The organism is Actinomycetota bacterium (genome assembly GCA_019347575.1).
Lineage (GTDB): Bacteria > Actinomycetota > Nitriliruptoria > Nitriliruptorales > Nitriliruptoraceae > JAHWKY01.
This window is the reverse complement of record JAHWKY010000054.1, coordinates 1-13,719: the sequence shown is the minus strand read 5'-3', so window position 1 is coordinate 13,719 and position 13,719 is coordinate 1. Positions and strand designations below refer to the sequence as shown.

Below are 13,719 nucleotides of genomic sequence, written 5' to 3'. Positions count from 1 at the left end.
TGGCCGAGTGGGTGACCCGCGAGGCCCAGCAGCTGCACGGCGGCTACGGGTACACCGAGGAGTACGCCGTGTCCCGCTACTTCGTGGACGCCCGGGTGCTGTCGATCTTCGAGGGCGCCGACGAGGTGCTGGCGCTACGGGTGATCGCCCGCACCCTGCTCGGTACGGCCAGCGGAAGATGAACCAGGCGGACGCGTCGACAGGTCACCGCGCGGCGGCGGTGAGGGTCCGGCGTGCTCCAGGACCCACCCGGATCACGCCGCGGACTAGTTCGACGATCGTCAACGTGCAGGCTCCCGCGATGATGGGGAGCGGGAGGCCCACCAGCGCCATCACGGCGATCGCCCCGACGACACCGGCCAGCCGGAGCACGCGCGGTCGCACGCGGATCCGGACCTGTAGGCAGCCGTCCGGGTACGCACTGGTCAGGACGTCGCCGGACACCAGCGTCGATCCGAGGAGCCGGGCGTCGTGGTCCTCCCACCCGGTCGACGGCAACGCGCGTAGCCCGTTCGCGCGGAGCACATCCACGAGGTCGCTGGCCAGCTCTCGGCGGGGACGGACGGCCGGGAGGATCAGCGTCCCCCCCTCGAGCCTCGCGGGTCCCGGGAGACCCACGACGTCGGTGAGCGTGCGGCGGGCGGTGCGCGCGTGTGCCAGACGCCCCCACAGACGCACCAGCGGTTGCGCCAGGTGCAGGCCCGCCACCATGAGCCTGAAGCCGCGGTCCGACCCTCCCGTGTTCCTGGGCGCGGAGGTGCGGACGGCGTCGATGACCGCGAGTGTCAGGAGGGTGACGGCGCCCAGGCACGCCGGGATCGCGAGGAGCGCATCGACCAGGGCGAGGGGCAACGTGGCGATGGCCGCGACCGCCGTGGGGACGCCGACCTGGTGGGCGATGTCGAGGACGTGACCCCCGCCGCGGTACACCGACTGGTACGCGGCGGTGCCGTACAGGCCCCGGTACACCCGCTGGTGGGTCAGCGCAGGGGCGAAGGAGTCGTAGATGCGCCCGTGCCAGTGGGCGGTGCCCAGCGAGGTGAAGCGGTCGGGGTGACGGGCTTCGACGAGCGCCTCGGCGCGCCCGTAGCCGAACTGCTGACGCAGGTAGCCGCGGGCGTCGGCACGACGGTGGTGCCAGACGAGGGCGGCGGGGTGGAAGCCGATCTGCCAACCGCGGTCCAGGACGCGCCAGCACAGGTCGACGTCGTCGCCGGCCGCGTCGTAGATGGGGTCGAACCCACCGATCTCCTCGAGGACCTCGGTCCGCCAGAAGGCCATGTTGCAGCCGGGCACGTGCTCGGCCCGATCGTCGGACACCAGGACGTGGACCGGACCGCCCGGCGCGCGGCTGACGGCGTGAGCGCTCCGCCCGCCGTCCGGCGGGGGCACGTTGGGGCCGCCCACCCCGCCGACCATGGGCCCGTCGAAGCCCAGCGTGAGGTAGTAGGGCCATTCGGACGTCGGGTAGGCGTCGCTGTCCAGGTAGGCGACGATGTCGTTGGTCGCGGCTTGGAGACCGGCGTTGCGAGCGGCGGACAGGCCGGCGTGCTCGATCGGGACGGTCCGGACGCGAGGGTGCCGTCGGGCGATCTCGAGCGTGGCGTCCTCGGAGCCGTCGTCCACCACGATGATCTCGAGGTCCGGGTAATCGAGGTCGCAGGTGTGCGCGAGGCACTCGTCGAGCGTGGCCGCGGCGTTGTAGGCACAGATCACGACGCTCATCGACGGCCAGTCGCGGTCGAGATCCGCCACGGTCCGTCGGTTCCACGCCTCCGCGACGTTCAGGGCCAGGCGCGGCGAGCGGTCCGTCCTCGTCAGACCGAAGTTCCAGCCCTCGACCTCCTGGTCCCCGACCCACCACTCGTCCGTCCACGAGAACACGCACGTCCCGGCGACGCCACGTTCCACCGCGGTCGCGAACTGCCACTCGAGGGACGTCGCCTGGAGCTTCTCGCTCTCCGGTCCCTCACCGGCGTCGAGTCCGAACTCGCCCAAGACGAGTGGGCGGTCGCCCGCGAGGTGCTGGAGGCGGGTGAGGTACCGGCGGAGATCGTTGCGCTCCTCGAGGAACACGTTGAAGGTCAGGAAGTCGAGGAACCCCAGCGGGAGGTACTCCGCGGTCGGGTAGTTGGCGTAGGTGACGAGCCGGTCGGGATCCAGGTCGCGTACCGTCCCGGTCAGTGCGTGCAACGCCCGGGCGACGCGGTCGGTACCGAACCACCGGATCACGTCCGCGGGGATCTCGTTGCCCAGCGAGAGCGCGAGGACGCGGTCGTCGCCGGCGAGGCGTCGCGTCTGCTCCGCGACCTCCCGCTCGGCGAAGCGGAGCACGTCGCGCCGCTCCCGGCGCGAAGACCCCACCAGGTAGCGCCAGTCCGGGTAGTGGATGTCCGTCAGCAGCTTCAGTCCGTGCCGCCCCGCCGCGTCCAGCACGTCGTCCGGTGGGACCGTGTAGGTGCGGACGACGGTGAAGCCCGCGTCCGCCATCGTGGCGAGGTCTTCGTCCACCACCGCGGGCCGGGGGAAGCGGTGGCCGTCATCGCGCGGACGGAAGGTGCCGTAGGTGACGCCTCGGAAGAGGAACCGGTCACCGTCGAGCTGGAAGTGCTTCCCGTCGATCCGTACCTGCGGCACGAGCGGTGACCTTCCGGCTGACTAGTCCGTTCGGGTACCTCTGCGTTGGTACGAACGTCCGGATAGCGTAGGGAGTTACGGCGACCCTGCCAGGCACCCCCGTCGTCCCGCGTGAGGTTGGACGGTATGGACGCTCCAACCGTGACCGCGGTGATCGGGATGCCCCGCACCGGAAAGGTCCTGGCCGCGCGACTGCTCGAGGAGCTGGGGGTCGACCTCGGGAGGGTCCCCGAACTCCGGCGCGACCTCCGGGAGCACCGCGGTCTCGTACGGATCAGCGAGGAGGTCCTCGCGGCCCTGGGCGCCGGATGGGACGCCCCTCCCTCCCCGACGGATCCGCGGTGGGAGGACGGGCCGCGGTTCGATCGGCTCCGTTCCGAGGCGCGAGGGCTCATCGAACGGCACTTCGCGGGATCGGGAGCGTGGGCCTGGAAGGATCCCCGTGCGACGCTCGCGCTCCCCTTCTGGCGGGAGGTGATTCCCGCCCTTGGGTGCCTGCTCTGTGTCCGTCAACCGTCGGCCGTGGCGCACGAGCTGCGTGTACGCGACAACATCCCCGTCGGCCGCGGGGCGCTGCTCTGGGCGTGCTACACCGTCGCCGCGCTGATCCACACCCGAGGCGCGCGACGGGACGTCGTGATCTTCGAACGGTTGCTCGACCGCCCGGCCACCGTGCTCGACGAGGTCGCGCGCTCCGTGGGGGTGTCGGTGCCGGAGGGTGCACGCGAGGCGGCGGAACGGCTGGCGGATCCGTCCGAGGTGCGCGCGCTCGAGAGTGCGTGGGATCCCGACCCCGACGCGGTCCCCCGACCCGTCGTGGAAGCGTACGAGGCGTTGTCCAGCCGGGGGCTGGCCGCGGAGAGGGAGGTCCGCCGGTTGCTGGAGCCTCTCCTCGGCGAGCTGGGCACCGGGCAGGGGAGGGGTGGTTGGCAGGCACGCCGACGTCGGGCGCTCGACGAGCTGCGTGACGCGGTTCCGGAGGGAGCCGCGCTCGCGCTGGCCGATGGGGCGGCCCTCGGGGAGACCGGCCTGCGAGCACGGGAGGTCGTGCGTGTCGTCGAGCGGGACGGTGTCCACGTGGGTGACCCGGCCGACGACGGCGCGGCGCTGGCCGAGATCGACCGGCTCCGACGACGCGGCGTCGGCTACCTCGCGATCGCCTGGCCCTGCTTCTGGTGGAGGGACGTCTACCCCGCGCTCTTCGCGCACCTCGAGGAGCACGGTGCTGGTCCGTTCCACGCAGCAGGTCATGCTCTTCCAGCTCAGGCGTGGGCGCGCTGGGACCTGTTGAGGGCGTCCCGGAGTCTCCGACCGACCGCTTCCAGCGAGAACGCTTCGCGAGCCCGTCGGGCTGCGGCGACGCCCACCCTCGCGGCGCTGGCATCGTCGGCGAGCAGGTGGTCGAGCGCGTCCGCGAGCGCGGCATGGTCATCGACCGGCACCACCAGGCCTCCGTCGAGCTCGCTGCGCGGAAGGATGTCGCGAGCCCCCGACACGTCGGTCAGGACCACCGGCACCCCAGCCGCCATCGCCTCCACCGGTGCCACGGGGAACCCCTCGCGCCGGGAGCTCAGCACCGGGACATCGCCGGTCCCGACCCACCGGACCAGACGGGCCCGATCCGTGACGAACCCGCGTCGCCAGATGATCGTCGGATCGTCGACAGCTCTCAGCATCGACGCCAGTCGCTCCGCGTCAGGGCCGTCACCGATCAGCAGCAGCCGGAACGATCGTCCGGTCCGGGCCCGCCGGATGGTCCGCCAGGCTCGGAGCAGGACGTCCAGGCCCTTCACGTCGACCAGGACCCGACCGTGCCAGACGACGACCTTCGCGTCCGCGCGCAGGCGCAGCTCGCGCGCGAGCGCCCGGACGGGCGTCGCCAGGTACGGGGCGAGGGCCAGCAGCCCCGCGAGCGGTAGTCGGGCCGCCGGGTGCGGAACGGTGGCGGCGTCCTCGACCGACCACGCGTAGGGGTTCCAGAGCATCCGTCGGATCCGTCGGTAGGCGGCCGGTGCCGGCAGGAGGCTGATGGTCGCGCCGGTCGGGCGATGCCGCCAGCGGAGCCGCTCGGGGACCTGGCCCGAGATCGTGACCAGTGTCGTGCGCACATCGACGCTTCCCAGCGCGTCGACCATCCCGAACAGCCAGCCGCCGGTGAGCTCGTCGCGCAGGTCGTGCAGGTCCGCACCGATCCCGTCCAGGTAGTCCTCGATGAGGTGGCTCCAGTCGATGATCGCGATGCGGCGGACCGCTCGGGGCCGGGGACGCCCGCGGGTACTCACCTCGTCGCGCGTTCGAGGAGGTCCGCCAGGACGCGGTCGGCCGCGAAGTGCTCCTCGGCGATCGCCCGGGCCGCTCGCGCGTGGGCCGCCGGGCGGGACCGCACCGCCTCGATGCCCCCGAGCGCCTCCTCGGGCTCGGAGAACGCCAACAGCCCCTCACCGACCGGGAGGTGGCCGGAGAACCCCGTGTTCTGCACGACGACGGGGCGACCTGAGGCGAGGTAGTTGGCGCTGCGTTCGCTGAACCAACCCGATCGGGAGACCACGTACCCGTGCTTCGCGACGCTGAACTCGCCGGTGGAACCGGCGATGAACCGCTGGTAGACCCACGGGTCCCAGGTCGCCTCCTGCGGGTCGGACAGCACCCATCCCGCCGTGCGGAGGCGCTCCTGCTGCTCCGCCGGGATGCGACTGACCGCCAGTTCGAGGGAGGCCTCGGTCCGTGCGGGGAGGTGGAGGAAGGGATCGAACGACGCGGACTTCATCCCGAAGCTGCGCCCGTCCCAGCTGCTGGTCGCGTAGCTGTCCCACTGCATCACGGTCGTGAAGCGGTCGGTGGACGGAGTGTCGGCCACCGGCCAGGTCCGGATCGCGATCGGCTGACGGGTCGGTTGCCACGGGAAGCCGTCGTCGGGCACGTCGCAGCCGGGCCGGCCGATGCTCTCCCCGAACGTGAAGAAGTGCGTGTGGGACCGCGCGTGCCGACGTGCGCTCTCGTCCCGGAGGTGGCGGACCTGCGTGAAGACGGGATCGGCGTCCACGAAGATCCGCACCGGGATGTCCCGCAGCCAGGGACGCAGCGGGTGGATCCCCGCGACGTTGATGACGACGTCAGCCTCAGCACAGACCGCGGTCGTCCGTTCCGAGGCGGGTCCACGCCACCGGTCGGAGTGCGCGTGGTAGTAGGCCCAACGATCCCCGAGGCCGACGCGGTCGAGCACCTCTCGGGCGTAGGTCAGTCCGTAGCTCGGGTCGGTGCCGAGGGTCCCGGCCACGGGGTCGTAGCAGCTCGCGTAGTCATGGGAGTCCTCCACGAACCACACGTCGTGGCCGAGCCCGGCCAGGCCCGTCGCGTAGTGCAGTGAGTGCCACGTCATGCCGCCCAGCGGGAACCCCACGACGTAGCCCAGCACCACCACCCGCAGGACGCTGCCGGCGTCGCGGTTCCCCGCCGCTTGACCTGCGGGCCCCCCGCTCACTGTGCGCTGCCCGGTCGGGCCCATCCGATGATGCGGGCCGGCGCTCCTGCAACGACCGCGTACGCCGGGATCGCCCGGTCCACGACGGTGCCGGCGCCCACGATCACGCCGTTGCCGAGGTCGGCGCCGGGAAGGAGGGTGGCGCGTGCTCCGATCCAGACGGTGTCGCCGAGCGTCCGGGACGCCGAGCGTTCGCGGGGTGCGGGGGTCGCGGCGTGGGTGTCCGCGAAGGTGACCCCCTGAGCGACGAACGTGTGATCGCCGATGCTGATCGTCGCGTTCGTCGCGAAGGTCGGCGCGACCAGCGTGCAGAACCGTCCGACCGTGACCTGACCGTCCGCACCGAGATCGAACGAGGTCCCGTCGTAGACACCGCTGTCGTCCCCGATCCGTACGGCGACGGGTCGGCGGCTCTCGCAGTGGCGGAACGCGTAGCTGCTGTACAGCCAGACGCGCTCACCCAGGTCGACGTTGGGTGGGATCCCGGCCGGCCACCAGTCGAACGCCTCGTGTGGCGACCGGGGTCGCGTGCCGCCCGACGGTCGCGCGCTCATCGCCAGCTCCTGCGGTCCGACACCCGGGCGGGGTTGCCGGCGGCGAACGCCCCAACGGGGACGTCCCGGGTCACGACCGCGCCGGCGGCGATCTCGGCTCCTTCACCGACCGTGACACCCTTGAGGAGGATGGCGCCGACGCCGATCCGGACACGGTCCTCGATGACGACGGGTTCGGCGCTGAACGGCCGTCGCGGCGGCCCCTCGCGCAGCGGGGCGTGGGCGACCGCGTCGAGGCGCCGGAGCTCCGGATCGTGGGGATGGAGGTCGGCGTCGGCGATCGTGACGTGGTAGGAGACGACGACCTCCCGTCCGATCGTCACCCTCTCGGCGCACAGGATCGTGGCTCCGACGAGGACCGAGCGATCCCCGACCGACACCGTCCCGGACGGTTCGACGCTGAACAGGGTGCCGCCGTACACGCGGACCTCGCGGCCGAGCTCGAGGCCCGGATCCCGTGCGCTGCGGAACGGCGTGAAGCTCTCACGACGTTCGATCCAGCAGCCCTCTCCGATACGGACGTTCCCCGGCAGGTCACGGCGATCCCACGTCCCGTCGAGCCCGGAGACATCGACCACGCCGGTCACCCGACCCCGGCGTCGGAGAGGAGCTCGTCGAGGACGACGGTGGCGTCGAAGTGCTCCCTGGCGACCCGGCGGGCGGCCTCGGAGTGGTGCGCGAGATCCTCCTCGATCGTCGTGTACGCGGCGGCAGCCTCGTCGAGGTCCGTGAACCCGAACAGCCCCTGGCCGGTCGGCAGGTGCCTGGACCACCCGGTGTCCTGGGCGACGACCGGGCGACCTGCTGCGAGGTAGTTCGCGCTGCGCTCCGCGAACCACCCGCTGCGGGAGCGCACGAAGCCCTCCTTGTAGATCCCTATCTCCCCCCGGCTGCCCCGGACGTACTCGCGGAGGTCCCAGATCGTGCGCGAGATCGGGAACGGCTCCACGACGCGCCAGCCGTGCGCTCTCATCTCGTCGCGAGGGGCCGGTCCCGCGACTGCGACCTCGAACCCGAGCGCGGTCCGCCGGGGGAGATTGAGGACGAGCGGGAACGAGGCGTCCTTCTGCCCCCACCGCTGGTTCTCCCAACGGACCTCCCCGTACGCATCCCAGTTCATCACCGTGGTGTACGCGGGCCCGGGCGGGTGCCGGTCCTCCCAGAACGGCAGGTGGACCGGCTGCCGCGTCGGGCGCCAGTCGAACCCGACGTGGGGGATCCGGCAGGTCGGTTCGTTGATCGACTGGGCGAACGTGAAGTGCAGGTCGTGGGCCGCGTACATCCCGCGGATCGCCGCGTCGCCCTGCGCGATCTTGACCTGCCCCCACCCCGAGTCGGTGTCGACGAACGCGAGCCGGGCCGCCTTCCGGTGGTGGGGGAAGGGGTCGAGTCCGCCGCTGACGTTCAGCAGGAGATCGGCGCCCGCGCAGAAGGCGTGGACGTCCGACTCGCTCGTGCCGTGGTAGCGGCCAGCGGTGTCCATGTACGCCCATCGGAGATCGAACGCCGCGAACATCTCACGTGCCCATGCCACGTTGTAGCGGTCGTCACCGTCCCCCGAGCCACGGATCGGGTCGTACGGCCAGCCCCGGTTGTCCTCGAGGTACAGGACCTCCACCCCGAGGTCCCGCAACCCGAGGCAGTACTGGAGGTAGTGCAGACCCATCCCGCCAAGCGGGACGCTCACCGCCAGACCGCACACGACCACGCGTACGTCGCTCACCGTGTTCCGCTCCGGTCGTGGACCGAACCGACGATCCTGGGGGGGTTGCCCGCCACGATCGCGTCGTCCGGCACGGCGAAGTCGACGACCGTGGCCGCGCCGACGATGGCGTTGGCGCCGATCATCGCGCCCGGCAGGAGCACCGCACGGGCTCCGATCCAGGCGTTGTCCTCGATCGTGATGGGGACCGGATCACGCGGTCTCGGGTGGACCTCGGGGGGCAGCCCGAGGCTGTCGTCGCTGACCACCACCTCGTACGACACGAGGACGTGGTCGCCGATCGTCACCTCGACCGCGCCTGTGAAGGTGGCGCCGCCGATCGTGCAGTGCTCGCCGATCGTCACCTGGCCCGCTTCGGTCAGGTTGAACGCGGTGCCGATGTAGATACCCGAGTGGCGCCCCACGCGCACCCCGCGCTCGCTCCGACAGTGCAGGAACGCGTAGCTCGAGTGGAGCCAGCTGCCCTCCTCGAGGACGAGGTGCGGCGGCAGGGGTCGGGAGAACCAGTCGTGGTCGAGCACGGCCCGGTCGCTCATCGCACCTCTCCGGTGACAGGACGGGCCGGGTTACCGGCCACGGTCGACCCGGCCGCGACGTCGCCGGTGACCACCGCGCCTGCTTCGATGCGCGCGCCGCGGCCGACGCACACGCCCTTCAGGATGATCGCTCCGATCCCGATCTCGACGTCGTCCTCGATCACCACCGGGTCCGTGGTGAACGGGGGGCGGTCCGCCTCGTGGCACGGGCTGACCGCGACCGCGTCCTGTCGACGTAGCTCCGGGTCACGCGGGTGGAAGTCGCAGTCGGCGATTGTGACGTTGTACGACACGACGACCCGCTGCCCGACCTGGATGTGCTCGGCGCACATGAACAGGGCACCAACGAGCACGCACCCGTCGCCGACCTCCACGAGCCCCGTGGGCTCGATGCTGAACGTCGTCCAGGTGAAGACGCTGACGCCGTCCCCGAGGACGAGCCCCGGGTCTCGTTCGGTCGCGACGCGCTCGAAGCTGCCCAGACGCTCGAGCCAGCAGCGCTCTCCGACGCGAACGTTGGGTGGCAGCCTCGCGTGATCCCAGGCGCCGGTCAGCTCGTGTTCATCCACCGCCGGCTCCGATCCCGATCCGTTCCAGGAGACCGGTCAAGACGCCCTCGGCGGCGAAGTGCTCCTCGGCGATCGCCCGGGCGGCCTGACGGTGCGCGTTCGGGTCGCGCTCGACCCGGGCGAGCGCGGCGACCGCCCCGTCGAGATCGTCGAAGCTCAGCAGCCCCTCGCCGGTGGGGAGGTGCGCGGACCAGGCGGTGTCCTGGAGCACGACGGGGAGCCCCGCCGCGAGGTAGCAGACCGACCGGCAACTGAACCACCCACTGCGCGTGTCCACGTAGACGTTCTTGGCGACGCTGAACTCCCCGCGCGAGCCGCGGATGTAGGTGCGGTAGCTCTCCACGGTCCCCGTGACCGCCGGGGCGTCGACGACGGACCACCCGAGCTCGCGCCAGCGTTCGACGGGGGGTCGCACTCCGCCGGCGGCGATCTCCAGGGAGGTGGAGGTGTGTTGCGGGAGTCGCTCGATCCGGGCGAACTCGCGCTCCTTGGCGCCGTAGGTGCGACCCTGGTGTTCGACGTCGTCGCGGTAGTTGTCCCACGACAGAACGGTCGTCCAACGGTCGCCGGGATCACCCACGACCGGCCAGGCGTCCAGCACGACCGGGGGACGGGTGGGGTGCCAGTCGATACCGAGGTCGGGTAGGAGGCAGTCCCGTGCGCCCAGGTGCTCGGCGTAGGTGAAGAAGTGGTCGTGGCCGCGGAACCCCTCCGCGTCCTCGAGGCCGGGTCCGACGTCGCGACGGTCGAACATCACGAAGTGGTTCCAGCCGGGATCGGTGTCGATGAGCACCTTCCGTCTCGACGGGAGGTATTCCTCGCGGAGGATCCCGATGCCCGAGACGTTGAGGAAGAGCTCGGCGTCCGCCACGAGCTCGACGACATCGTGGTGATCCATGCCGTAGCCGCGTCCGTCGGGCATGCGGAAGTGCCAGCGCTCCGCGAGCCGGGGGGACAGAGCTCGCAGCGCCGCCTCGAGGTGGGCGAGGTTCGGCGAGGGATCGTCGACGTACAGCCACTCGGTCGGGTGGAGCGGCGGGTGCGCGGTGTCCTCGAGGTAGTAGACGTCGAACCCGAGCTGCTCGAGTCCGACCGCGTACTGGCCGTAGTCCCAGGCGACGCCCCCCACCGGGAGGGTCGCGATCGGACCGCAGACCACGGCTCTCATGCTGCGGTGTCCGCGGTCTCGAGTCCGTCCGCACCCGCGAAGCGGGCCCGCCCGTCGCGGAGCTCGATGACCGCGTCGCAGTGCTCGAGCGTGGAGAGGCGGTGCGCGATCATCAGCGCGGTCCGTCCCACCATGAGCCGTTGCATCGCTGCCATGATGGTCGCCTCGGTCTCGCGGTCCACCGAGCTCGTGGGTTCGTCGAGGATGAGCACCGGGGCGTCCTTGAGGAACGCGCGAGCGAGCGAGACGCGCTGGCGTTCGCCACCCGACAGGCGCATACCACGATCGCCGACGACGGTGTCGTACCCCTCGGGGAGCGCGCAGATGAAGTCGTGGGCGTCCGCCGCCCGGGCCGCCGCGACGATGTCGTCCTGGCGCGCATCGGGTCGCGCGTAGCGGAGGTTCTCTCGGACCGTCGTCGAGAACAGGACCGGCTCCTGGAGCACGAGGGCGAACTGATCGCGGAGGTCCGCGACCCGGTAATCGCGGATGTCCACGCCGTCCAGCAGTATGCGGCCGCGGGTCGGGTCGTAGAACCGGGTGACGAGGCTGACGAGCGTCGTCTTGCCGGCCCCGGTTCGCCCCGCGATGCCGAGTCGCGTCCCCGGTTCGATCGCGAACGTGACGTCGCGCAGGACGTCGATCTGCCCGTCGTAGGAGAACCGCACGTCCTCGAAGGCCAGTGCGCCTTCCGCGTGTTCCAAGCGCCGGGCTCCAGGCCGTTCCTCGACCTCGGAAGGCTGATCGAGCAGCTCGAAGGCGCGCTCGACACCAGCGATCGAGTTCTGGACGTCGCCGATGCGCTGGCTCACGCTCCGTAGCGGGGCGTACAGCTGCGCGAGGTAGCCCAGCACGATCGTGAGCTGCCCGAGCGTCAGCGCGCCGGCGAGCACGTGGCGGACCCCGATGTACAGGACGAGCGCGGTACCGACCGCCGTGGTGAGGTTGATCCCGAGGCCGAAGCTCCCCTCGGCGATCGAGAGCGAGACCCGGGCCCTCACCACCTGGTTCGACCGGTCGACGAAGCGGTCGCGCTCGTGCGCCTCGCGCCCGAACGCCTTGACCACGCGGATCGCCGACAGCACCTCTTGGACGACGCTCAGCTCCGAGCTCTCGAGCTCGCGCAGCTCGCGGTAGCGCGGACGTATCCGGCCGGCGTACCCGCGTGACAGCAGGAACAGGACCGGCGAGATCGCCAGGGCGACGAGCGCGAGCTGCCCGTCGATCCGAGCGGTCACGTAGATGGTGGCGACGAACATGACCGTGGACGACACGAGCGGGAGGGCGCTGTCGACGGTGTGCTGGACCGAAGGCGCGTCGTACTCGATCCGGTACAGCGCGTCGGTAGGCCCGTGGCGGTAGTGGTACAGCAGCGACAGCTGCTGTGCCCGGCTGAACAGGTGCGCCCGGAAGCCGCGGGTGAGCCGTTCTCCGGTGTAGGTGTTGAGCACGTAGGCGCCGAGGCTCTGGAGCTGGCCGAAGAGGACGATGGCCACCTGGAGCAGGGCGGCGAGGAGCAGTACCCGCAGGTCGCTCCGCGTGAGCGCCTCGGGTGCGATGGCGGCGATGACCCCGGGGATGGGATCGTCACCAAGGACGGTGTCGATCGCGATCGCGAGGGGGATGGGTTTCAGGAGCGCGAGCGGTGTCGCCAGCAGGTCCAGCGTCACCAACCCGGTCAGACCGCGCCAGTAGGGGCGGATCTCTCTGAGCACGCGACGGACGAGGTTGCGGTCCGACCGGGAGCCGACGCCGGGCCGTTCCCCCGCCTCGGTTCCGGTTCCCCCCGCCTCGGTTCCCGCCACACCCCTGGCGGACGTGGAGGCGTCCTCGACGGTCCTCGTCGGGGACGGCGCGCGTCCTGGATGGTGGTCCACACCGAGCCGCGCCGCTCTGGGCGTCTCCCCGGGCTCCCCGGCAGGCGGTCGACGGAGCGTGACGGGTGGACCGTCTCCAGGGGGGGTCGTCGTCGGATCTTCGAGGGGGAGCCAGCTCTCCCGGCCCTCGAGCCAGGTGAGGAGACGGTCGGCATCGAAGTCCCAGACGCTCGCGGTGGGGCTCTTCGCGCGTACGCCGAGCTCCTCCAGGAGGATGATCACCGCCCCGGTGTCCATACCTAGCTGCTCCGCTAGCTCGTCGACGCGCATCCTCCCCGGGGTCGCCGCCCCGCGCTCCCTGTTCAGGATGTCGAGGAAGCGTTCGGCTTCGCTCTCGGAGACGGTCGCCGCGTGGCTCGTCGCTTCGATCCCCATATCAAGGAGACCTTCGATCACGTCTCGGGTGGACAGGCCGGTCTCCCGTGCTAGCTGCCACACGCGCCGACGTGTCATGTCGTGTCCCGTGTTACCGCGAACCCTCGCGCGCCCGTTCCGCAGGTTGCCGACGGAGGCAGGCGCCTGGACCTACGACACGGATGGTGCCAGACAGGAGCAGCCGGGTCGAAGCCGCGAAGACCGACCACGCCCGCTCCACCCTCAGCGCGGTCCGCGGCGGTCGAACCCGACGACCGCGACGTAGATCCCCGTCAGGACCACGAACGCCGAGACGGCCGCCAGGACCTGCTCGAGCGACGCGCCAGACACGAGCCGCACGCCGATCCACACGAGGGCGCCCAGCAGCAGCAGCCCCACCAGGGTGCCGAGCCAGCTCGCCCGCATCAGCTGCCCTGGAAACGGGGCCGGCGCCGGTCGCGGACCGCCTGGATGCCCTCTCCGGTGGCCCCCGGCGGGAAGAGTTGCTGCAGCTCCGCCTGGACGGCCGGGTCGTTGCAAGTCGCCGAGGCGATCCGCCCCGGGCCCTGGTAGGTGCCGGTGACGGTGAAGACCTCCACGGTGAACTGGACCGAGTTGCTGGTGCGCCCGTCGACCCGCACGCTCAGCGTGTGCGGACCGGGCGAGACGTCCAGCGGGATCCGGACCCGGACCTCGGTCGCGGAGACCGACTCCGGAGCGAGCACGCGACCGTCGAGCAGGATCTCGACGCTGGCCGCCAGCTGGAGCGCCGCGGAGGACCCGCTCAGGTTCCGCCCCGTGATGACGACGACCTCTCCAG

12 protein-coding genes are annotated in these 13,719 nt (G+C 71.4%); 1 reads left to right on the top strand and 11 read right to left on the bottom strand.

Going from position 1 to position 13,719, the window contains the following annotated elements; all coding sequences use genetic code 11:
- Positions 1 to 182: acyl-CoA dehydrogenase (locus KY469_20935; GenBank protein ID MBW3665569.1), on the top strand; the 182-nt coding region annotated here is incomplete at its 5' end.
- A 22-nt stretch (positions 183 to 204) separates the two neighbouring features.
- Here KY469_20935 and KY469_20930 read toward each other — a convergent pair.
- The 11 genes from KY469_20930 to KY469_20880 form a co-directional block, all read right to left on the bottom strand.
- Positions 205 to 2,637: a glycosyltransferase gene (locus tag KY469_20930; protein ID MBW3665568.1), complete on the bottom strand. Its 2,433-nt coding sequence runs from the start codon at positions 2,635 to 2,637 to the stop codon at positions 205 to 207.
- Between the two features lie 1,262 nt (positions 2,638 to 3,899).
- Complete coding sequence (locus tag KY469_20925; GenBank protein MBW3665567.1) at positions 3,900 to 4,919, bottom strand: glycosyltransferase family 4 protein; 1,020 nt, start codon at positions 4,917 to 4,919, stop codon at positions 3,900 to 3,902.
- Positions 4,916 to 6,118: a hypothetical protein gene (locus KY469_20920; protein MBW3665566.1), complete on the bottom strand. Its 1,203-nt coding sequence runs from the start codon at positions 6,116 to 6,118 to the stop codon at positions 4,916 to 4,918. The genes KY469_20925 and KY469_20920 overlap by 4 nt, the downstream gene beginning before the upstream one ends.
- Positions 6,115 to 6,672 (bottom strand): acyltransferase, encoded by a 558-nt coding sequence (locus KY469_20915; protein ID MBW3665565.1) that lies wholly within the window; start codon positions 6,670 to 6,672, stop codon positions 6,115 to 6,117. Before KY469_20915 ends, KY469_20920 begins: the two co-directional genes overlap by 4 nt.
- A complete protein-coding gene (locus tag KY469_20910; protein ID MBW3665564.1) occupies positions 6,669 to 8,165 on the bottom strand; it encodes an acyltransferase in 1,497 nt (498 codons plus the stop codon). The genes KY469_20915 and KY469_20910 overlap by 4 nt, the downstream gene beginning before the upstream one ends.
- A gap of 226 nt (positions 8,166 to 8,391) precedes the next feature.
- Entirely contained in the window at positions 8,392 to 8,931 is a 540-nt protein-coding gene (locus KY469_20905) for an acyltransferase (GenBank protein ID MBW3665563.1), read from the bottom strand.
- Positions 8,928 to 9,263 carry an acyltransferase gene (locus KY469_20900; GenBank protein MBW3665562.1) on the bottom strand — a complete coding sequence of 112 codons (336 nt, stop codon included), beginning with the start codon at positions 9,261 to 9,263 and terminating at the stop codon, positions 8,928 to 8,930. The genes KY469_20905 and KY469_20900 overlap by 4 nt, the downstream gene beginning before the upstream one ends.
- Positions 9,264 to 9,492: 229 nt before the next feature.
- A complete protein-coding gene (locus tag KY469_20895) occupies positions 9,493 to 10,668 on the bottom strand; it encodes a glycosyltransferase family 1 protein (protein MBW3665561.1) in 1,176 nt (391 codons plus the stop codon).
- Positions 10,665 to 12,998, bottom strand: coding sequence for a translation initiation factor IF-2 N-terminal domain-containing protein (locus KY469_20890; GenBank protein ID MBW3665560.1), 2,334 nt, complete (start codon positions 12,996 to 12,998; stop codon positions 10,665 to 10,667). The genes KY469_20895 and KY469_20890 overlap by 4 nt, the downstream gene beginning before the upstream one ends.
- Before the next feature lie 144 nt (positions 12,999 to 13,142).
- Entirely contained in the window at positions 13,143 to 13,325 is a 183-nt protein-coding gene (locus tag KY469_20885; GenBank protein ID MBW3665559.1) for a hypothetical protein, read from the bottom strand.
- Positions 13,325 to 13,719, bottom strand: a 395-nt coding sequence (locus KY469_20880) for an IPT/TIG domain-containing protein (GenBank protein MBW3665558.1), incomplete at its 5' end; no start/stop codon positions are given. The genes KY469_20885 and KY469_20880, both read right to left, overlap by 1 nt.

Bases quoted from the DNA above. Each gene is read 5' to 3' on its own strand.
- KY469_20915 (MBW3665565.1), bottom strand. From the start codon at position 6,672: ATGAGCGCGCGACCGTCGGGCGGCACGCGACCCCGGTCGCCACACGAG.
- KY469_20910 (MBW3665564.1), bottom strand. From the start codon at position 8,165: ATGGGCGTACATGGACACCGCTGGCCGCTACCACGGCACGAGCGAGTC.
- KY469_20905 (MBW3665563.1), bottom strand. From the start codon at position 8,931: ATGAGCGACCGGGCCGTGCTCGACCACGACTGGTTCTCCCGACCCCTG.
- KY469_20900 (MBW3665562.1), bottom strand. From the start codon at position 9,263: ATGTGCGCCGAGCACATCCAGGTCGGGCAGCGGGTCGTCGTGTCGTAC.
- KY469_20895 (MBW3665561.1), bottom strand. From the start codon at position 10,668: ATGAGAGCCGTGGTCTGCGGTCCGATCGCGACCCTCCCGGTGGGGGGC.
- KY469_20890 (MBW3665560.1), bottom strand. From the start codon at position 12,998: ATGACACGTCGGCGCGTGTGGCAGCTAGCACGGGAGACCGGCCTGTCC.
- KY469_20885 (MBW3665559.1), bottom strand. From the start codon at position 13,325: ATGCGGGCGAGCTGGCTCGGCACCCTGGTGGGGCTGCTGCTGCTGGGC.